Consider the following 17899-nt stretch of genomic DNA (forward strand, 5'->3'; position numbering starts at 1 on the left):
CCCTGTGGGGGCTAAGGTCCGAGTAGGGCGCTTCGCGGGGCCATGACGCGACGGGTCGAGTCGCGGAGGAGGCGGCCGGGAGGCGCGTGCGACAGTCGTCGCGACAGCCGAACGGAAAGGGCTTTCATTCGGATCTGCCGAATAGGTGAAAGCCGGCCTTGTGAATATATCGCCGAATATGATGTCGGAGATGGGGAGAGCCGGTGGTCGATGATTCTCGTTGAGAATATTTCCGATGAGGGGGGTTGGTGAAGCGATTCTCCCTGCCGGCTTATTCGGCCAAATTGGTTGTGAAGATAGTTACGAAGCGACGGTGCCGATGCGGCCGTAATTTTCGATTGGGGCGCCGGGGCGTCGGAGAGGGTGGTGGTGCCGGGCAATATCTGATCTTGGTCTCCGGCACCCCGGCACGCCACCGGACGTCTGTTGTGATCAGCAGCACGCGTTCGAGGCGGGCAAATTCATCTGGTCAGAAGACGCGGGGGCACTTACTAGCGTAACATCGCCTCCAACGGCCAGTGTGGCCGAAATGATGAGGGTAAGAACGGGTAGGGCAAGGCGGCGCACGGTGGATCTCCCATCAGCTCAGACTGCCGGGCCTACAATATTGCAGGAGTTGCCAATGGCCGCGCAAGATCTGGTCGGACAGCGCATCAAGGCGATTCGCCGTCAGCGGGGTCTCTCACAAGCACAGCTGGCGCATCCCGAACTTTCTGACAGTTATGTATCACTGATCGAAAGCGGCAAGCGTACTCCCACCCCCGCGGTCCTGGAACTGCTCGCGCAGAAGCTGGACTGCTCGCTCACCTACCTCGTCAACGGCGTCACCGCCGAGCAGATGGAGGACCTCGAAGTCGGCCTCAGCTTCGCCCGCATGGCGCTGGAGAACGGCGAAGTCGCCGAGGCCCGCCGCCGGTACGCCGAACTGCTCGCCGACGGCAACCTCCTGGGTCTCCCCGCCCTTCGAGTGGAGGCCCGCTACGGCTACGCGCTGGCCTCCGAGGCGTGCGGCGAGGTTGCCGAGGCCATCTCCGTGCTGGAAGAGCTCGGCGGGTCCGAGGCGGAGGCGATGACGCAGGAGCGCAAGGTCGCCGTGGCTCTGGCGCTGTGCCGGTGTCATCGGGAGCGCGGTGACTACTCCGCCGCCGTTCAGGTGGGCGAGCATGCGCTGGAGACGATGGCCAGATCCGGATGGAACGACGGTCTGGTCGAACTCGGCGCCACACTGCTGAGCGTCTATCTGTGGCGCGGCGATCTGCTCCGGGCGGGGCACTTCGCGACCGAACTGCTGGCGGCCGCCGAAGCCCTGGGCACCCCCCGATCCGCTGTCGCCTCGTCCTGGAACGCCGCCCTCGTCGCCGAGCAGGTGGGACGCGGGGAGGAGGCGATCAACCTGATCGAGCGTGCGCTGGCGATCCAGTCCGAGACCGGTGAGCCGCGCAACCTGGCGCGCCTTCGGCAGGCGTACGCGAACATGCTCCTCAGATTGCACCCCGAGGAGTCGGAGAAGGCACGCGACCTCCTGCTCAGGGCGCAGCGGGAGATGGAGGCAGCGGCCACAAGCACCTTCGACAGGGCTCATGGCGCACTCGCCCTCGCGTGGGCGGAGATCGTTCTCCAGTATCCCGAACAGGCCGTGGAGTACGCGCAGACCGCCATCGATCTGGTACGAGGCACCTCAGGGTGGCTGGAGACACGAGCCGCCCTCCTCCTCAGCCAGGCGCGTTTCCTGCTGCATCAGGATGACAAGGCGGCGGGCGAACTGGACATTGTGAGCGACTGGCTGGAGGACGCGCTGCCCACACGGAAGACGGCCGAGGACTGGATGACCATCGGCGAGATGCGCCGGCGGATCGGTGACGATCGGCAGAGCGTGGCCGCCTACCAGCGGGCCCTCGCCTGCGCCGGGCTGTGACAGGCGTCCCCGCACACCGCTCGTCCACGGGGCCTCATATATAGGCCCCATACAGACCTGACCCACCGGGCCGGAGCGTCGCGCTCCGGCCCGGATCCGTCTGTGCGGCCGGGCCCCTGAGCAGGGGACATGACAGGTCGTCCCCGTCTTCCGGTGCGGGGGTGTGGACCGGGCACACGCGTCGGTAGCCTGGGACTGTCATGAAGAGACCCATCCTCGCCGCCTTCGCCGGCCTCGCCGCGTTCCTGGTGTCGCTCCTGCTGTGCGCGGCCCAGGTCCTGCCGGCCCAGGCGCACACCTCGCTCAAGAGCAGCGACCCGCAGAAGAACGCCCAGGTCAAGACCTTGACCAAGGTCACCCTGGAGTTCGCGGACTCCGTGCGCTTCCCGGTCGTGGTCGTCCGCGGCGAGGACGGCAAGCGCTACGAGAAGGGCGCTCCGGCCGTCAACGGCCCCAAGGTCACCGAGGCGGTGGCCGACGCGGTTCCGCCGGGCCGGTACACGATCGCCTGGCGGGTGGTCTCTCCCGACGGTCACCCCCTGGAGGGGGAGATCCCCTTCACCGTGGTGGGTGACCAGGCGCTGGGCAGCGCGACCTCCGTGGCCGAGCCGGAGGACACGGCCTCCGCGCCCCCCGTCGCGTCGTCCGGTACGTCGGCCGATGCCGCGTCCGGCATGGGAGAGGCGTCCCACACCGCCGAGGGCGAGGGCGGCGGCGTGCCCGGCTGGTTCTGGGCCGTGGTCTTCGGCATCGCCGGGATCGGCATCGGCATGTTCCTGAGCCTGCGGAAGAAGCCGTGAGCAGGGTCGTGCGCCTGACCGTCGCGGCGCTGTGCGCGACGGCGGGCGCTCTCGTGGTCGCGATGGTGCTCGGCGGCGCCGCGACCCCCCGGATCATCCCCGGCCTGCCCGACGAGGGCACGCTGACGCGCTGGATGCTTCCGTTGTCGAAGCTCGCGATGGACGTCTCCGGCGTCCTGACCGTGGGACTGCTGGCCGTGGCCGCGGCCTTCCTGCCCAGCGACAAGGGGTTGCTCGGCAGGCCGGCCCAGAGCTACGTGAAGGGCGCCTCGTGGTCCGCCCTGGCCTGGGCGGTCGCCGCGGCGGTGGCGCTGGTCTTCAGCCTGTCGGAGACCCTCGGCGCGCCGGTGGGGGAGATCCTCGCCGGCAACGAGCTCACCAGCTACGCCAGCCAGGTGCCGCAGGGCATCGCGCTGACCCTGGTCGTGCTGTTCGCCGTCGCCATCGCGTTGTTCGCCCGGGGTGCGATCACGGCGGGCGCCGCCGCGGGACTGCTGGTCTTCGCGCTGGTGACGCTCCTGCCGCCCGCCCTGACCGGGCACTCCTCCTCCGCGCCCAACCACGGGCTGGCCACCACCTCCGTCGGCATGCACCTGCTCTTCCTGGCGCTGTGGGTCGGGGGGCTCGCCGCGATCTGCGTCCACGCGCTCCGCGGGCAGGCGCAGATCGACGTCGCCGCCGCGCGCTTCTCGCGGATGGCGCTGTGGTGCTTCATCGGGGTCGGCCTCTCCGGCGTCGCCGCCGGCGCCTCGCGCCTGGCCACGATCGGCGACCTGTTCACCTCCGCCTACGGCCTGCTCCTGATCGCCAAGGTCGCGGCGTTCGCCGTGCTGGGGTACCTGGGATGGCGCCACCGGGGCCGTACGCTGCCGAGGCTGTCGGCGGGAGAGCCGCACGCGTTCCTGCGCCTGGCCCTCGGCGAGGTCATGCTCATGGGCGCGACGATGGGGGTCGGCGTGGCGCTCTCCCGGACCGCCCCGCCGCCCGTCAACACGCCGGTCGACCGCGCGTTCGAGCTCCTCGGCTACCTGCTCCCGCCTCCGCTGTCCCTGGGGAACCTGTTCACGCTGTGGTGGTTCGACCTGTTCTTCGCCGTGCTCGCCGCGGCCCTGGCCGGGTTGTACGGCGCGGGGGTCGTGCGGCTGGCCCGGCGGGGTGACAAGTGGCCGGTGGGCCGCACGGTGAGCTGGGGTCTCGGCGTCGTCATCCTGGTGCTCAGCACCCAGAGCGGCATCGCGCGTTACGCGCCCGTGCTGTTCAGCGTGCACATGACCGAACACATGATCCTGTCGATGCTGGTCCCGATCTTCTTCGTGCTGGGCGCGCCGGTGACGCTGGCGCTGCGCGCGCTCAGGCCCGCCGTACGGCGCGGCGACCGCGGACCCCGCGAGTGGATCACGGTGATCCTGCACAGCAGGGTGATGAGGTTCGTCAGCCACCCCGCGATCGCGACGGCGATCTTCGTGGTGTCGACGTTCGCGCTGTACTTCACCCCGCTGTTCGCCGCCGCGATGGAGGAGCACCTCGGGCACATCGCGATGACGACGCACTTCCTGCTGAGCGGCACCCTGTTCTTCTGGGTGATCATCGGCGTGGACCCGGCGCCGCACAAGCTGCCCCACGCCGGGCGGCTGCTGCTCCTCATGGTGACCATGCCGTTCCACGCGTTCTTCGGCATCGCCCTGATGAGCATGGGCACGGTGCTGGCCGGCGCGTACTACGACCAGCTCGGGCGCACCTGGGGCGCCTCGTCCCTGTCCGACCAGCAGACCGGGGGCGGCATCGCCTGGGGTTTCGGCGAGATCCCCACCCTGATCGTGCTGCTCGCGCTGGGCTTCCAGTGGTGGCGCGACGACGAGCGGGTCGCCCGCCGGGCCGACCGCCGGGCCGACGCCGCCGCGGCGAAGCCGGGCGGCGGCACCGGAGACGCCGAGCTGGACGCCTACAACGACTACCTGGCCAAGCTGAACCGGCGCGACCGGTCCCGCTGACCGGGCGGGACCCACGCGCCCGCACGCGGGGCGGGCCTCAGGGCAGGGTCAGGATCTCGTGGCCGGTCTCCGTCACCACGATCGTGTGCTCGAACTGCGCGGTGCGCTTGCGGTCCTTGGTGACGGCGGTCCAGCGGTCGGGCCAGATCTCGTAGTCGATCGTGCCCAGTGTGAGCATCGGCTCGATCGTGAACGTCATTCCGGGCACCAGCGTCACCGACAGCGACGTGTCCTCGTAGTGGGGGACGATGAGCCCCGAGTGGAACGACGCCGCGATGCCGTGGCCGGTGAAGTCGCGGACGACCCCGTAGCCGAAGCGCTTGGCGTACGCCTCGATGACCCGGCCGACGATGTTGAGCTGCCGGCCCGGCGCGACCGCCTTGATCGCGCGCATCGTCGCCTCGCGGGTCCGCTCGACCAGCAGGCGCGACTCCTCGTCGACCTCCCCGACGAGGAAGGTGGCGTCGGTGTCGCCGTGCACCCCGCCGATGAAGGCCGTGATGTCCACGTTGACGATGTCGCCGTCGCGCAGGACGGTGTCGTCGGGGATCCCGTGGCAGATCACCTCGTTGATCGACGTGCACAGCGACTTCGGGTAGCCGCGGTAGCCGAGCGTCGAGGGGTACGCGTCGTGGTCGCAGAGGAACTCGTGGCCGATGCGGTCGAGCTCGTCGGTCGTCACGCCGGGAGCGACGTGCCTGCCGACCTCCTCCAGGGCCTGCGCGGCGATCCGGCCCGCGATCCGCATCTTCTCGATGGTCTCGGGGGTCTGGACGTCGCTGTCGCCCTTCCTCGGCTCGGCCCTGCCCACGTACTCGGGGCGGGGGATGTGGGCGGGGACCTTGCGGGTGGGCGAGATACGCCCGGGGCGCAGCAGCGTGGACATGCCGCCAAGTCTAGTTGCGCTTCCGCTGGGCACGATTAGTGCCGTGAGCGATCAATGGTGGTTCTGCCTGAAGCACATGACCGTCGAGCCCGAGAAGGGCTGCCCCAACAAGGACCGGCTCGGGCCCTACGACTCCCAGGACGCCGCCTCCCACGCCCTGCAGACGGCGGCCGAGCGCAACAAGAAGTGGAAGGAACAGGACAAGGAGTGGGACGAGTGACCCCCTGACGTACGCGGGTTCAGCCGGCCGGGGTGTCGGCGGCCTGGACGTGGACCGCACCTGCCTGCACCCCGCCTGCCTGGACCTCACCTGTCTGAACCGCGGCGGCCGGGGGCGCGGCGCCCGCGGACCCGGCCGCCCGGCGCCGCGCCGCGCGGCGGGCCACGAGCCGGCCGAGCGTCCACACGCCGATCCCACTCCACACCAGGTTGAGGATCGCCGAGGGCCAGGCCGAGTGGTAGGCGCTGTTGACCATCAGCGCCGCCGCCCCGCCCAGGTTGAGGAGCTGGTAGGGCAGCCCGTCCCCGGACATCCGGCCCGACGACACCATGGCGTACGCGGCCAGCAGGACGACGGCCCCCACCGTGCCGATGATCGTGATGAAGGTGGACATCAGGACTGCCCTCCGTCCGGAGAAGTGCTCATGCCCAATGATCCCGCCGCTCGCGTCAGTCGCTCACGCGCGGGCCGGTGATGCGGTCGGCCAGCAGGGCCAGGCGTTCCCGCAGGCCGGCCCTCCGGCGTACCTCACCGGCCGCGCTGCTCACGAGATGCTGGGCGGCGTCGAAGCTGAGCACGCCCCCCTCGGGCGGCACGGCGATCGCGTCGTGGGCGAGCGACTCCAGCTCCGGGTCTCCTCCGTCGACGGCGAGGATCGTGGCGCCGGTGCGGCGGGCGTCGTCCACGCGCTCCAGCAGCGGCACGGGCGCCCGCTCCTCGGCGACCACGAAGAGCGTCTCGCCCCGCCCCGCGCTCCGCAGCCGGTCCATCCCGACGCGCAGATGAGGGGGAGCGCCGGGCGGCGGCGCCCAGCGGACGAGCGTGGGGGAGAGCTGGGCGAGGCCCGACAGCCGGGCCTCGTCGGCGAGATGGGCGGTGACGTGCCACGGCTCGTCATCGGGGGTGCCGACGACCAGGAGCCCTCCGGGCGACCTGGTGGCCCGGAGGGCGAGGCCGAGCTCACGAGTGCGTTCCAGCCAGCCGGTGGAGGCGAGCACCTCCCGCAGCAGATTCACCGATGCGGCGTCCATGACCGTCATGGTGCCTGACAGACACGAGTGAAGTCCCGCCGATCCGGTTCTTGACACACCGTTACCGGAGGATGACGATCAGCCCACGGCGCTGAGATCGTCCTGTGCACACCCCACCGGAAGGCGGCTCGATGAACCTGCGCGTGCGCGCCCTCGTGTCGATGATCGGGGTCTTCCTCCTGCTGCCCGCGCTGGGCGGCACCGCTCGCGCGACCTCCGCCGGGGACGTCGTCGAGGCCCGCGCGACCACCGTCTACCTCGCCCCGGGCAGGCTGCTGGAGGTGCCGGTGAAGGCGTGGCACCTCCGGTACCGATCCACCTCCGCGACGGGTGAGCCGAACGTCGTCTCGGGCACCCTCCTCGTGCCGGCCGCCCCCTATCCGCTGGGCCGGCGGCCCGTCGTGGGCTACGCCGTCGGGACGCACGGCCTGGGCGACCGGTGCGCCCCGTCCGCCGCGATGGCGGGCGGCACCGAGGCCGAGCTCGCGATCATGAGCCTGATGCTGCTCAAGGGCTGGGCCGTCGCGGTGACCGACTACGAGGGCCTCGGCACGCCGGGCGACCACACGTTCATGGCGGGCCTCTCCCAGGGGCACGCCGTGCTCGACGTGATCAGGGCCGCGGTCCGGGTGCCGGACGCGAACCTGTCCGCCGCCGCGCCGGTCGTGGTGATGGGCTACTCGCAGGGCGGCTCGTCGGCGGCGTGGGCGGCCCAGCTCCAGCCGTCGTACGCGCCCGAACTGCGGCTCAGGGGAGTCGCCGCGGGCGGGGTCCCGGCCGACCTGCGGGCGGTGGCCGATCACCTGGACGGCACGGGAGACTTCGGGCTGGCCGCCGCGGCGGGCCTCGGGCTGGACGCCGCCTACCCGGAGCTGCGCCTGGAGAGTCGTCTCACCCCCGAGGGCGCCGCGCTGTTCGGCGACGCGCGGGACGACTGCGTGGGCGACCTGCGGGCGAAGCTCGGCGGACGGCGCCTGTCGGAGCTGACCACGACCGACGTGCTGGACCTGCCCGAGTGGCGGGCCCGCCTCGCCGAGAACCGCCTCGGCGCGTCCGCGCCGAAGGCGCCGCTGTTCCTGTACCACGCGAAGGGCGACGAGATCATCCCGTACGAGCTGGGCCGGACGCTGCGGCGGGAGTACTGCGCGCGTGGGGCGAACGTCCTGTGGACCGGCCTGCCGGCCGGCAGTCACGTGCTCGGCGCGGTGGAGGGCGCCCCGCTGGCGGTGGCCTGGCTGGCGACCCGGGTGGCCGGGCTGCCCGCCATCGGCGACTGCTGAGCAGGTCCACGTCCCCGGACGCGCTCCGCCCGGGCGGTTCCCGGCACCGGCATGCTGGCATGATCTGACTCATGGCAGAGCAGACCACAGATGTTCCCGACGTGTCCGGGCTGACCATCGGCATCCTGGGCGGCACCGGAGACCAGGGCAAGGGGCTGGCCCGCCGGTTCTCCCTCGCCGGTCACACCGTGCTGATCGGCTCGCGCAGCGCCGAGCGCGCGGGGGAGGCGGCCCGGGAGATCGGCGTGCGGGGGGCCGCGAACGCCGACGTGGCGGCCGAGGCCGACGTCGTGATCGTCGCGGTGCCCTGGGAGGGGCACCGGGCCCTGCTGGAGTCGCTGCGCGAGCCGCTCACCGGCAAGATCGTGGTCGACTGCGTGAACCCGCTCGGCTTCGACAAGCAGGGGGCGTACGCGCTGCCCGTGGAGGAGGGGAGCGCGGCCCAGCAGGCGGCGGCCGTGCTGACCGGCAGCCGCGTGGTCGCGGCGTTCCACCACGTGTCGGCGGTGCTGCTGCTCGACCCCTCGGTGGAGGAGATCGACCTCGACGTCCTCGTGCTCGGCGACGACCGGGAGGCCACCGACGTCGTGCGGGCGCTCGCCGCCCGCATCCCCGGCGCACGCGGGGTCTACGCGGGACGGCTGCGGAACGCCCACCAGATCGAGGCGCTGACCGCGAATCTCATCTCGGTCAACCGCAGGTACAAGGCCCACGCCGGCATCCGGGTCACCGACGTATAGCCATCCGGGCGTCATCTGATCTTCACGGCGGAGACGTCGTCGTTCACTACCTTCGGGCGCTGTCATCGCTGTCTGAAAGGTCTCCAGTGCCACGTCACCTCTTCGCCGGTCTGGCCGTCGCCGCCGCGCTCACCCTCACCGCCACCGGTACGGTCGCCGCCACCCCGGCCAGGGGCCCCGTGGTCGTCACCGACGTCACGCTGCCCGCTCCCGCGCTGAAGCGGGTGCAGCCGTCCATCGCGGACGACCACGGCGTGCGGTTCGGCGGGGCCGGCAGCGGCCTGTTCCCGGCCGGCCGGGCCGGTGAGTTCTGGCTCGTCACGGACCGCGGGCCGAACGGCCAGCCGACCGTGGACGGAGAGAAGCGCCGCACCTTCCCGGTGCCCGAGTTCACGCCGGCGATCGTCCGGGTCGCCCTCGCGCGCGGCACGGCCACGATCAAGCAGTACATCCCGATCGTCGGCGCCTCGGGCAGGCCCGTGACCGGCCTGTCGAACCAGGCGGGGCACGACGAGACGCCGTACACCTGGGACGGCCGCACGGCCCTGCCGTACAACCCGAGCGGCCTGGACGTCGAGGACCTGGTGCGCACCCGGGACGGCGACTTCTGGCTGGTCGACGAGTACGGCCCGTCGCTGGTGCGGGTGTCGCGCGACGGCCGGGTGCTGGAGCGCCACGTTCCGGCGGGGCTCGGACTGACCGGCGCGGACTATCCGGTGAAGGAGACGCTGCCCGCGATCCTGGCGAGCCGGCAGCAGAACCGCGGCTTCGAGGGTCTCGCGATCTCGTCCGACGAGCGCACGCTCTACCTGGCCGTGCAGAGCCCGCTGGCCAACCCCGACAAGAAGGCCGCCAAGAAGTCGCGGATCGGGCGCATCCTCACCTTCGACCTGCGCCACCGAAAGGTGACCGGGGAGTATCCGTACCGGTTCGAGGACGTCACGACCTTCGACCCGAAGGTGAACGGCGACCAGAGCGAGATGAAGATCTCCGGCCTGGCGTACGCCGGCCGGGGCCGCCTGCTCGTGGACGAGCGCACCGACAACGTGGCGCGGGTGTACTCGATCGACCTGGCCAGGGCCGCGAACCTGCTCGGCGGGCCCTACGACGACCCGAAGACCAGCCCGTCGCTGGAGGAGGGGGCGGGCGCGCCCGATCTCAGGCTGCCCGCCAAGTCGCTCGTGCTGGAGCCGAACGCGCTGGTGCCGTCGCTGCCCGGCAAGATCGAGGGGCTGGCCGTGCTCGACCCCCACACGATCGCCCTGGCCAACGACAACGACTTCGGCCTCGGCGACTTCGGCCCCGACGGCAGGCTGGTGGACAGCGGCGTGCCGAACCGCCTCGTCGTCATCCGGCTCCCTCGCGCGCTCGGCGCCCGCTGAGGGCGCCCGCTGGAGGCGCCCGCCCGTCAAACGGCGGTGGCGACGAGCCAGTCGGCCACCGCCTCGGGGGCGACGAGCTGGTGCAGGTGCTCGCCGGGGATGCGCGCGACCGGCCAGCCGCGCTCGCCGGCCTCCCCGGCCAGGGCGGCGTATGCGTCCCCGAACCACAGGTAACCACTCCTGACGTGGTCCCAGCGGGCGGGCACGGGGATCTCCTCCTGGTAGTACGCGAGCGGCAGGCGCGGCTGCTCGGCCACGACCACCTGGCGCGTCACGGGGTCGGGCAGGAGGGCGGCGACGTCCTCCTCGGGCCACCAGTCGGTCCACTGCGGCAGGACGCCCGCGTCGTCGGCGAGGGAGCGCAGGAAGCCGAGGTGCTCCGGCTCCGCCGCACGGCACGTGCCGTCGCGCGGCGGCAGGGCGGCGTCCACGAACAGGCACGCGGCGACCTGCCCGGCGAGCGCCTGGGCGATCAGCGGCACGAACAGCCCGGCGTTGCTGTGCGCCACGACCGCCAGCGGCCCGCGCGGCGCGCTCGCCGTCACCTGCCGCACCAGGCCCGGCCAGTACGGCGGCGGGCCGGCCGTCACGTCCGTCAGCGGCGGCACGACCGCGAGGTGGCCCCGCGCCCGGAGGGCCTCGGCGACCGGTGCCCAGGTCGAGGGACCGACGGAGGGGCTGTGCACCAGGAGGAAGCTGATGTCCATTCCCTCATCCTCGCCGAGGGCGGCGGCGACGGGATCGGACTCCGCTCGCCGCTTAACCGGTCGTCAGCGGGCCAAACTGACAAGAGTGGCTTTTGTGGGTCATTCTGGACGACATGAGCTCCCTGCATCCGGAAACGCGTGTCGTCCACCTGCCCCGGCCCGTGCCCGAGGGCAGCACTCCGATCTCCATGCCGATCTACCAGACCTCGGGGTTCGTCTTCGACGACCCGGCCGTCTTCGCCGACGGCATGGGGCGGCCCGACGGGGCGTACGTCTACGGCAGGCTCTCCAACCCCACCGTGCGGGCCCTGGAGGAGGCGGTGGCCGGTCTGGAGGGCGGCGTCGCCGCCGTGGCCACCGGCTCCGGCATGGGCGCCATCAACGCCGTGCTGCTCGGCCTGCTGAAGTCGGGCGACCACGTGATCGCCCAGTCGGCGCTCTACGGGGCCACCGCCCAGGCGCTGGCCGACCTCGCGCGGCGCTTCGGCGTGGAGGTGACCCACGTGCCGCAGGACGACCCCGCCGCCGTGCGCGCCGCCGTACGGCCGACGACGCGGCTGCTGTACCTGGAGACCATCGCCAACCCGATGACGCAGGTGGCCGACCTGCCGGGCATGTGCGCGGCGGCGCGCGAGGCCGGGATCCTGACCGTCGTCGACAACACCTTCGCCTCGCCGATCCTGTGCCGGCCCATCGAGCACGGCGCGGACGTCGTCGTGCACTCCGTTACGAAGTACCTGTCCGGGCACACCGACGTCCTCGGCGGGATCGCCGTCTTCGCCGACCACGACCTGCACCGCGGGGTGTGGTCGTACGCCGTGGAACTCGGCGCGACGGCCGACCCGTTCGCCGCGTGGCTCACCCTACGGGGGATCCAGACGTTGCCGCTGCGCATGGAGCGGCACTGCGCCAACGCCCGCGTGCTCGCGACGCGGCTCGCCGGCCACCCGGCCGTGGCCGCGGTCCACTGGCCGGGCCTGCCGTCGCATCCGTCGTACGACCTCGCGGCCAAGCTCCTGCCCGACTTCGGCGGGGTGTTCTCCTTCGACCTCGCCGGAGGACGCGCCGCCGGCGAGGCGTTCATGCGGAACGTACGGCTCGCGCTGCTCGCGCCGTCGCTCGGCGGCGTCGAGACGCTGATCCTCCACCCGGCCACCACCTCGCACCGCACCGTGGACGCCGCGGGACTGGCCGCGGCCGGCATCGGCGAGGGTACGGTGCGGGTGGCCGTCGGCATCGAGCACCCGGAGGACCTGTGGGCCGACTTCGCCCAGGCGCTCGACGCCGTCTGACCGGCTCGTGAAACGGCTCGCGAGGCGCCCCGTGAGGCGGCTCGCGGGGGATTACCGGTAGCTGTGCTCCGGCGTGGGGAACACGCCGGAGACGACCTCGTCGGCGTAGGCGCGTACGGCGCGGTCCATCTCGCCCGCGAGGTCGAAGTACTTCTTCACGAACTTGGCCGGCTGGGGGGTGAGGCCCATCAGGTCCTGCCAGACGAGCACCTGCGCGTCCGTGCAGGGCCCGGCGCCGATGCCGACCGTGGGAATGCTCAGCGAGGTGGTGACCCGCGCGGCGAGGTCGCTCGGCACGCACTCCAGCACGACGGCGAAGGCGCCCGCGTGCTCCAGCGCCTTGGCGTCGGCCATCAGCTCGTCACCCGCCTGGCCGCGGCCCTGCACGCGATAGCCGCCGAAGGCGTTGACCGACTGCGGGGTCAGGCCGAGGTGGGCCATGACCGGGATGCCGGCCGACACGAGCATCTCCACCTGCGGGAGCACGCGGTGGCCGCCCTCCAGCTTGACGGCGTGGGCGCCGGCCTCCTTCATGAAGCGGGCGGCGGTCTCCAGCGCCTGCTGCGGCGAGGCCTGGTAGGAGCCGAACGGAAGGTCGGCCACGACCATCGCGCGTGAGGAGCCGCGCACCACGGCCGCAGTGAGGGGGATCAGGTCGTCGACGGTGACCGGCAGCGTCGAGTCGTAGCCGTACACGACCATCGCGGCGGAGTCGCCGACGAGCAGCACCGGGATCCCGGCCTCGTCGAACACCCTCGCCGTCATGGCGTCGTACGCCGTGACCATCGGCCACTTCTCGTGCCGCTCCTTGGCGGCCGCGATGTCGCGGACGGTGACCCTGCGACCCGCGGCGCCGCCGTACAAGGCGGAAGTGGACACAGCGGAAACAGAGGACATGGCTACCTCCTGGCCTCGTGGCGCCCCTGTGGCGTCCCCGGACAGTCCGATCATTGCATGTCGACATGGCATGGAACACCCCGGATCGGCGGCGTAATCCAGGGGTGCGACCAGTGGGGCGCCTGGGGCCCCGGCGGCGAATTTGTCGGACCCACCAGGCACAATGCCTGCGGAGGTAAGCAACCACAATGGCTTTTGATCGTTACCGGCGGGTGCTCGCCCTGCCGGGCGTGCGGGCACTGCTGCTGGTCGGCATGATCGCGAGAATCCCCCTGACCGGCACCGGAATGACCCTCACCCTGCACGTGGTGAACCACCAGAAGCTGGGTTTCCTCCAGGCCGGCCTCATCGGCGCGGCGTCCATGGCGGGCGCCGCGATCGGCTCGCCGCTCGTCGGAAGGTTCGTCGACCGGCGCGGGCTGCGCCCCGTGATGGCGGTCACGACGGTGGTGCAGCTGTGCCTGTGGTGCGCCGCGCCGGCGATGCCGTACGCCGTGCTGCTGCCGGGCGCGCTCGTCGGCGGGCTGTTCAGCCAGCCCGTCTTCGGGGCGGTGCGGCAGTGCATCGCCGCGATGGTGCCCAAGGAGAACCACCAGACCGGCTTCGCCCTCGACTCTATGGGCGTGGAGCTGTCGTACATGGTCGGGCCGGCTCTCGCGGTCACGTGCGTGACGGCGTTCGGCAGCACCGCGACGATGTACGGCGTGGCGGCCGGCCTCGTCGGCGCGGGAGTGGCGTTCTACCTGCTCGACCCGCCCACACGATCCGCAGAGGAGGCCGCGGGGCACGAGGAGGCCGTCCCCCGGCGGCAGTGGCTGCGGCCCGCGTTGTTCGCCCTGTTCGGGATGGTGACGGGGCTCACCTTCGTGCTCACGACGACCGAGCTGGCCGTCGTCGCGATGCTGAAGGCCGGTGACGCGACCGCCTGGACCGGGCTGGTCGTCGCGCTGTGGTGCGCCTACTCGCTGGTCGGCGGCTTCGTGTACGGCGGGCTGCCGCGAGGGCTGTCGCCCGTGCTGCTCGCGGGCGGCCTGTGCGCGCTGACCGTGCCCGTCGGCCTGGTCGGCGGCGGCTGGTGGTGGCTGTGCCTGGCGCTGCTGCCGTCCGGGCTGCTGTGCGCCCCGGCGCTGTCGTCCACGGTGGACGCGGTCAACCGGCGCGTCCCGGCGGCGGCCAGGGGAGAGGCGATGGGCCTGCACGGCACCTCGCTGACGATCGGCGGGGCCCTGGCCGGGCCGATCGCCGGCGGGATCCTCGACGCCTACGGCCCCGCCTGGGCGTTCGCCGCGTCCGGAGTGGCCGGTCTCGTGCCGGCCGTGATCGCCGTGCTGGTCTGGCGCAGGGCGCCGGTCTCCGCCACCGGCGCGACGGTTCCGGGCGCGACGGTTCCGGGCGCGGCCGTTCCGGAGGCGGCGGTTCCGGAAGCGGGAGCCGCCCTGGAGGTCCCCGGCGCCGGCGGCGCCGTCGCGGGGGCGGAGGCCGCCGCCTCCCTGCGCGCGTCCGACGGGGAATAGAACCCGCCCCCGGGTGCTTGGTACGGAGGCATCGGGCGATTACGAAACGGTGCCGTTGCGTATCGGAACCGCCTAGCGCTACGCTAGCGTTGCGAAACTCAATCGTATCGAAATCATGCGTACCGCAGTCATGGGGGATTCCTTGGAAGCGCATACCGGTCATCCACGCCGATGGCAGATCCTCGGCGTGATGGTGTTCAGCCTGCTGGCCGTCGTCCTCGACAACACCATCCTCAACGTGGCGATCAAGACGATCGCCGATCCCGTCCACGGCCTGGGCGCGACCCAGAGCGAGCTCGAATGGGCGATGAACTCCTACACGCTGGTGTTCGCCGGCCTGTTGTTCACCTTCGGGGTCCTGGGCGACCGCTACGGGCGTAAGCGCATGCTCCTCGTCGGCATGGTCCTGTTCGGCCTGGCCTCCCTGGCCAGCGCGTACGCCCAGGACCCGATGCAGCTCATCGCGGCGAGGGCGCTGATGGGCCTCGGGGGCGCGGCCATCATGCCGGCCACGCTGGCGGTCATCTCGAACGTCTTCCCGATCCACGAGCGGGGCAAGGCGATCGGGATCTGGGCGGGCGGCGTCGGCATCGCCGTCGCGATCGGCCCGATCACCGGGGGCGTGCTGCTGGAGCACTTCTGGTGGGGCTCGGTCTTCCTCGTCAACGTGCCGATCGTCATCCTCGGCCTCGTGCTGATCGCCGCGCTCGTCCCCGACTCCAGGGACCCGAGCAAGAACAGCCTCGACCCGGTCGGCGTGCTGCTGTCCATCGCCGGTCTGATCAGCCTCGTCTACGGCATCGTCCGGATCAGCGACCTCGGCACCGTCGCGGACGTCTCGGTCATCGCGCCGTCGCTGCTGGGGCTCGCGATCCTCGCCGCGTTCGTGTGGTACGAGAGCCGCATCGAGCACCCGGCGTTCGATGTGCGGAACTTCCGCAACGCGGGGTTCTCCACCGCGATCGCGAGCGTCGGCCTCGTGTTCTTCTCGGCCATGGGCGTCATGTTCTTCCTGGCCTTCTACTGGCAGATCGTGCGCGGATACTCCCCGCTGCAGTCCGGCGCGCTCGTGCTCCCGTTCGCCGCGGCCCAGCTGATCTTCGCGCCGCAGAGCGCGCGCATGGTCCAGAGGTACGGCGCGCGGGCCGTCGGGACGGTCGCGATGCTGGTCATCACGCTCGCCCTCGCCGCCTACGCCTTCGTGCAGGTGGACACCCCGGTCTGGCTGCTGCTCGTCATCATGTTCGTCCAGGGCGTGGCGATGGCCAACATCATGCCCCCGGCGACCACGGCCATCATGAACGCGCTGCCGCGGGAGAAGGCCGGTGTGGGCTCCTCGATGAGCAACGTCGTCCGGCAGGTCGGCGGCACGCTCGGCATCGCCATCCTGGGCGCGGTCCTGTCCGCGAGCTACCGCAACGACATGCAGGACAAGGTCACCGCGCTGCCGGAAGAGCTCCGGCACGTCGTCACCGAGTCCATCTCGGGCGCGGCGGGGGTCGCCGGACACCTGGGCGTGCGGGGCGCGGGCCTGCTCGACACGGCCAACGCCGCGTTCGTCACCGGCATCCACTGGGCGGCTCTCGGCTCGGCCCTCGTCGCCCTCCTCGGCACCCTCGTGGTGGCCCGCTGGATGCCGGGTAAGACCCGGGTCGACGTCGCGGCCGACAAGGCCGGGACCGAAAAGGAAGCGGCGGTAGTCTGAACAGGCCATGAATACGCAGCAGACGGCTGAGGGGGCGGCCCGCCCGGCGGGCCGCCCGCGCAGCGAGAAGGCGGAACGGTCGATCATCGAGGCCACCCTCGACCTGCTCGGCGAGGGCATCGGCGTGTCGGAGCTGTCCATCGAGTCGATCGCGAGCCGCGCCGGTGTCGGGAAGACCACGATCTACCGCAGGTGGTCCAACAAGGAAGACCTCGTGGTGGACGCCCTGGCGACGCTCAAGCCGCCGATCCCGCTGCCCCAGGGCGGGACGGTCCGGGACGACCTGGTGACCTACCTCCGGGTGATCCAGGAGGAGACCCGCCACCTCCGCACCCGCTGCATCATGAACATCGCCATGAGCGACTCCGAGCGGCATCCCCGGCTGGCGGAGCGGTTCCGCGAGCTGGCCGTGGAGCCGCGCAGAGCGGTGGTGGCGGCCGTCCTGCGCCGTGGCATGGACACCGGTGAGCTGCGGGCCGACCTCGACGTCGACATGGCGCTGGCGCTCCTCAGCGGCGCCATGGTGTGGCTCACGAAGTGGTCCGACGGGCACTCCCCGGCCGACCTGCCCGAGCGGATCGTCGACGAGGCGCTGAAGGGCTTCCGCCCCCGCCCCGCCGAGTGATCCGCCGGACGACCCGCTGAGTGAACCCCCGCGCGGCCGGCCGCGCGGAACGGCGGCCGGGCACCATTCGGCCGCCTCCGTCCGACATCGGCGGCGACGACACCCTGTCCGGCATCGCCGGGAGGACCATCGCCCCCGGAGGCCGCCGCGGCTCGTACGCCTTCGGCAGCCGCATGCCGCGGTCGGCCATGATCTGCCGCACGCGGTTCGGGTAGTTCGTGATGACGCCGTCGATGCCCATATCCATCAGGGCCTCGATGGTGGCCGGGTCGTCGCAGGTCCAGGGGACGACCTTCAGGCCGAGGGCATGCGCCTCCGACACCATGTCCTCGGTCACGTAGAAGCGGAACGCCGGGTCGCTGATCTTTCCGTCCTGGGGGAAGCCGTAGACGGGCGACAGTGCGGCGACACCGGGGATGGTGGCGGCGGCCCTGACGAAGTCGCCACCGAAGTCGTCGGCGTCGAGGCCGCCGAGCCAGGGGGAGGCCCCGGGCTTGCCGACCTGGAGGAAGTCGTAGTTCGTCAGCGCCACAAGCGGCCAGGCGGGCGCGAGCCGGTGCATCTCCTTCAGCGCGCGCCCGGCGTGATCGGCCCGGTGTCGCGGCACTTCTGGGCGCTGATCTGCCGGTCGTGGTTGACGACGACCTTCTCGTCCCTGGTGACGTGGGTGTCCAGCTCCAGCGTGCTGACTCCAAGGCGCATCGCCTTGGCGAAGCCCTCCAGTGACTCCTCGGTCGTCATGCCGATGCCACCCCGGTGGGCCTGCAGGTCGAAATGGGTCTTCTGCGGCAGCGCGACACCGGGATCGCCGGTCGTTGACGCGGAAGCGGCATCGGGCGCGAACGCGATGAGCGCGGGCAGCACGGTCAGGGTCGCCAGGACATGACGTACGAACATGAAGAGACCTCGGCTCC

Annotated in this window: 18 protein-coding genes; 11 read left to right on the forward strand and 7 right to left on the reverse strand. The window is 71.6% G+C overall.

The features are described from left to right. The first annotated feature begins 622 nt into the window (after nt 1–622). From HHX33_RS28045 to HHX33_RS28055, 3 genes are all read left to right on the forward strand, one after another. Nucleotides 623–1915: a helix-turn-helix domain-containing protein gene (locus HHX33_RS28045; protein ID WP_138461278.1), complete on the forward strand. Its 1293-nt coding sequence runs from the start codon at nt 623–625 to the stop codon at nt 1913–1915. Nucleotides 1916–2115: 200 nt separating this feature from the next. Continuing rightward, nucleotides 2116–2715: a copper resistance CopC family protein gene (locus tag HHX33_RS28050; RefSeq protein ID WP_182877217.1), complete on the forward strand. Its 600-nt coding sequence runs from the start codon at nt 2116–2118 to the stop codon at nt 2713–2715. Further along, entirely contained in the window at nt 2712–4706 is a 1995-nt protein-coding gene (locus HHX33_RS28055; protein ID WP_310741562.1) for a cytochrome c oxidase assembly protein, read from the forward strand. Before HHX33_RS28050 ends, HHX33_RS28055 begins: the two co-directional genes overlap by 4 nt. Before the next feature lie 37 nt (nt 4707–4743). Here the strand turns inward: HHX33_RS28055 and map are convergent, their stop codons facing one another. After that, the gene (gene map / locus HHX33_RS28060; protein WP_117410383.1) at nt 4744–5592 is read right to left on the reverse strand and encodes a type I methionyl aminopeptidase; all 849 of its coding nucleotides are present in this window, start codon (nt 5590–5592) and stop codon (nt 4744–4746) included. Nucleotides 5593–5635: 43 nt separating this feature from the next. On the opposite strand from map, the gene HHX33_RS28065 reads away from it, so the two are divergent. After that, nucleotides 5636–5812, forward strand: coding sequence for a hypothetical protein (locus HHX33_RS28065; RefSeq protein WP_244302012.1), 177 nt, complete (start codon nt 5636–5638; stop codon nt 5810–5812). A 19-nt stretch (nt 5813–5831) separates the two neighbouring features. On the opposite strand, the gene HHX33_RS28070 is transcribed toward HHX33_RS28065, so the two are convergent. Together HHX33_RS28070 and HHX33_RS28075 are read right to left on the reverse strand one after the other, a co-directional pair. Then, a complete protein-coding gene (locus HHX33_RS28070) occupies nt 5832–6206 on the reverse strand; it encodes a CBU_0592 family membrane protein (RefSeq protein ID WP_182877218.1) in 375 nt (124 codons plus the stop codon). Between the two features lie 55 nt (nt 6207–6261). Continuing rightward, nucleotides 6262–6843, reverse strand: a complete 582-nt coding sequence (locus HHX33_RS28075; protein ID WP_182877219.1) for a hypothetical protein — start codon at nt 6841–6843, stop codon at nt 6262–6264. A gap of 131 nt (nt 6844–6974) precedes the next feature. Here HHX33_RS28075 and HHX33_RS28080 point away from each other — a divergent pair, with 131 nt between their 5' ends. The 3 genes from HHX33_RS28080 to HHX33_RS28090 all read left to right on the forward strand — a co-directional run bounded on the left by HHX33_RS28080 (nt 6975) and on the right by HHX33_RS28090 (nt 10245). Beyond that, nucleotides 6975–8123 (forward strand): lipase family protein, encoded by a 1149-nt coding sequence (locus tag HHX33_RS28080; protein ID WP_182877220.1) that lies wholly within the window; start codon nt 6975–6977, stop codon nt 8121–8123. 71 nt (nt 8124–8194) lie between these two features. Then, a complete protein-coding gene (npdG, locus tag HHX33_RS28085) occupies nt 8195–8863 on the forward strand; it encodes an NADPH-dependent F420 reductase (protein WP_138461274.1) in 669 nt (222 codons plus the stop codon). 86 nt (nt 8864–8949) lie between these two features. Further along, nucleotides 8950–10245, forward strand: coding sequence for an esterase-like activity of phytase family protein (locus HHX33_RS28090; protein WP_220502285.1), 1296 nt, complete (start codon nt 8950–8952; stop codon nt 10243–10245). A 26-nt stretch (nt 10246–10271) separates the two neighbouring features. Here HHX33_RS28090 and HHX33_RS28095 read toward each other — a convergent pair whose 3' ends face one another. Then, a complete protein-coding gene (locus tag HHX33_RS28095; protein ID WP_182877221.1) occupies nt 10272–10952 on the reverse strand; it encodes an alpha/beta hydrolase in 681 nt (226 codons plus the stop codon). A 113-nt stretch (nt 10953–11065) separates the two neighbouring features. Between HHX33_RS28095 and HHX33_RS28100 the strand changes: the two genes are divergently transcribed. Beyond that, nucleotides 11066–12244: a trans-sulfuration enzyme family protein gene (locus tag HHX33_RS28100; protein WP_182877222.1), complete on the forward strand. Its 1179-nt coding sequence runs from the start codon at nt 11066–11068 to the stop codon at nt 12242–12244. 51 nt (nt 12245–12295) lie between these two features. Here HHX33_RS28100 and panB read toward each other — a convergent pair whose 3' ends face one another. Continuing rightward, entirely contained in the window at nt 12296–13123 is an 828-nt protein-coding gene (panB, locus tag HHX33_RS28105) for a 3-methyl-2-oxobutanoate hydroxymethyltransferase (protein ID WP_396699252.1), read from the reverse strand. A 206-nt stretch (nt 13124–13329) separates the two neighbouring features. Between panB and HHX33_RS28110 the strand changes: the two genes are divergently transcribed. The 3 genes from HHX33_RS28110 to HHX33_RS28120 all read left to right on the forward strand — a co-directional run bounded on the left by HHX33_RS28110 (nt 13330) and on the right by HHX33_RS28120 (nt 16985). Further along, a complete protein-coding gene (locus HHX33_RS28110; RefSeq protein ID WP_182877223.1) occupies nt 13330–14655 on the forward strand; it encodes an MFS transporter in 1326 nt (441 codons plus the stop codon). Nucleotides 14656–14797: 142 nt separating this feature from the next. After that, nucleotides 14798–16360, forward strand: coding sequence for an MFS transporter (locus HHX33_RS28115; protein WP_259402931.1), 1563 nt, complete (start codon nt 14798–14800; stop codon nt 16358–16360). 7 nt (nt 16361–16367) lie between these two features. Continuing rightward, a complete protein-coding gene (locus HHX33_RS28120) occupies nt 16368–16985 on the forward strand; it encodes a TetR/AcrR family transcriptional regulator (RefSeq protein WP_117408544.1) in 618 nt (205 codons plus the stop codon). Here the strand turns inward: HHX33_RS28120 and HHX33_RS35200 are convergent. Continuing rightward, entirely contained in the window at nt 16891–17592 is a 702-nt protein-coding gene (locus HHX33_RS35200) for a glycerophosphodiester phosphodiesterase family protein (RefSeq protein ID WP_220502286.1), read from the reverse strand. The two genes, HHX33_RS28120 and HHX33_RS35200, sit on opposite strands and share 95 nt — an antisense overlap. Next, nucleotides 17553–17882, reverse strand: a complete 330-nt coding sequence (locus HHX33_RS35205) for a glycerophosphodiester phosphodiesterase family protein (RefSeq protein WP_220502287.1) — start codon at nt 17880–17882, stop codon at nt 17553–17555. Before HHX33_RS35205 ends, HHX33_RS35200 begins: the two co-directional genes overlap by 40 nt. Nucleotides 17883–17899: the final 17 nt, after the last annotated feature.

The organism is Microbispora sp. H10670, assembly GCF_014161385.1.
Taxonomy (GTDB): domain Bacteria; phylum Actinomycetota; class Actinomycetes; order Streptosporangiales; family Streptosporangiaceae; genus Microbispora; species Microbispora triticiradicis.

Excerpts from the sequence above, each read along its gene's own strand:
- HHX33_RS28045 (WP_138461278.1), top strand. The coding sequence starts at position 623 with ATGGCCGCGCAAGATCTGGTCGGACAGCGCATCAAGGCGATTCGCCGT.
- HHX33_RS28050 (WP_182877217.1), top strand. The coding sequence starts at position 2,116 with ATGAAGAGACCCATCCTCGCCGCCTTCGCCGGCCTCGCCGCGTTCCTG.
- HHX33_RS28070 (WP_182877218.1), bottom strand. The coding sequence starts at position 6,206 with ATGTCCACCTTCATCACGATCATCGGCACGGTGGGGGCCGTCGTCCTG.
- HHX33_RS28110 (WP_182877223.1), top strand. The coding sequence starts at position 13,330 with ATGGCTTTTGATCGTTACCGGCGGGTGCTCGCCCTGCCGGGCGTGCGG.
- npdG (WP_138461274.1), top strand. The coding sequence starts at position 8,195 with ATGGCAGAGCAGACCACAGATGTTCCCGACGTGTCCGGGCTGACCATC.
- HHX33_RS28100 (WP_182877222.1), top strand. The coding sequence starts at position 11,066 with ATGAGCTCCCTGCATCCGGAAACGCGTGTCGTCCACCTGCCCCGGCCC.
- HHX33_RS28080 (WP_182877220.1), top strand. The coding sequence starts at position 6,975 with ATGAACCTGCGCGTGCGCGCCCTCGTGTCGATGATCGGGGTCTTCCTC.
- HHX33_RS28120 (WP_117408544.1), top strand. The coding sequence starts at position 16,368 with ATGAATACGCAGCAGACGGCTGAGGGGGCGGCCCGCCCGGCGGGCCGC.
- map (WP_117410383.1), bottom strand. The coding sequence starts at position 5,592 with ATGTCCACGCTGCTGCGCCCCGGGCGTATCTCGCCCACCCGCAAGGTC.
- HHX33_RS28075 (WP_182877219.1), bottom strand. The coding sequence starts at position 6,843 with ATGGACGCCGCATCGGTGAATCTGCTGCGGGAGGTGCTCGCCTCCACC.
- HHX33_RS35205 (WP_220502287.1), bottom strand. The coding sequence starts at position 17,882 with ATGTTCGTACGTCATGTCCTGGCGACCCTGACCGTGCTGCCCGCGCTC.
- HHX33_RS28095 (WP_182877221.1), bottom strand. The coding sequence starts at position 10,952 with ATGGACATCAGCTTCCTCCTGGTGCACAGCCCCTCCGTCGGTCCCTCG.